The organism is Methylobacterium sp. WL18, from assembly GCF_008040015.1.
Lineage (GTDB): Bacteria > Pseudomonadota > Alphaproteobacteria > Rhizobiales > Beijerinckiaceae > Methylobacterium > Methylobacterium mesophilicum.
In genome coordinates this window covers 1-966 of sequence record NZ_VRVD01001066.1, presented here as the reverse complement: position 1 = coordinate 966, position 966 = coordinate 1, and the positions used below count along the sequence as shown (strand labels likewise).

Sequence of the window (966 nt, the reverse complement as noted above, 5' to 3'; positions counted from 1 at the left end):
TCCGGGCCAGGATCGCGGCGAGGTCGGCCGCCGGGGCGGGCCGGCCGAACAAATTGCCCTGCAGCTCCTGGCAGCCTTCCTCCCGCAGGATCCGCGCCTGCTCGGGGGTCTCGACGCCCTCGGCCAGGACGTCGATCTTCAGGGCGCGCCCGAGCCAGATCATGGCCCGCAGGATCTCGACGCTGCCGCCGTCGCGCGCGAGGCTGCGCACGAAGCCCGGGTCGATCTTGAGCTTGTCGAACGGGAACCGGTGCAGGGTGCCGAGGCTCGAATAGCCGGTCCCGAACTCGTCCATGGCGATCCGCACGCCCGCGGCGCGGAACGCCCGCAGGAGCGACAGGTTCGCGGCGTTGTCCTGCAGCAGCACCGCTTCGGTGATCTCGAGTTCCAGGCGGTCCGGCCTGAGCCCGCTGTCGGCGAGCGCCGCCCGGACATCCGCCTCGAGGCCGAGGCCGGCGCATTGCAGGGGCGACAGGTTGACCGCGACCTTGACCGGGTCCGGCCAGGACGCGGCGGCCCGGCAGGCCGTAGCCAGGATCCAGGCGCCCAGCGGCCCCAGCAGCCCGACCTCCTCGGCCAGCGGGATGAACTCCGCCGGTCCGACCTCGCCGTGCTCGGGATGGTGCCAGCGCGGCAGGGCCTCGAAGCCGTGCAGGGCCTGGCCGTGCGCCCCGACGATCGGCTGGTAGTGCAGCACGAACTGGCCCCCGGCCAGCGCCCCGCGCAAATCGCCCGCGAGCTGCCGGCGGCGCTGGATCTCGACATCCATGGCCGGGTCGAAGAAGCGCCACGTGCCCCGGCCGGCGGCCTTGGCCTGGTACAGGGCGATGTCGGCCTGCCGCAGCAGCGTGGCGGCGGTGCCGGACGGGTCGTCGGCGATGGCGATGCCGATGCTGGTGCCGATCACCAGGGTGTGGCCGCTCACCGTGACCGGCGTCTCGAGCGCCGCCACGAGGCGCCGGTCAC

At 73.7% G+C, this 966-nt stretch carries 1 protein-coding gene; it reads right to left on the bottom strand.

Annotation, left to right across the window (positions count from 1 at the left end; all coding sequences use genetic code 11):
• Window positions 1-966: GGDEF domain-containing phosphodiesterase (locus FV228_RS30925; protein WP_147857883.1), on the bottom strand; the 966-nt coding region annotated here is incomplete at both ends.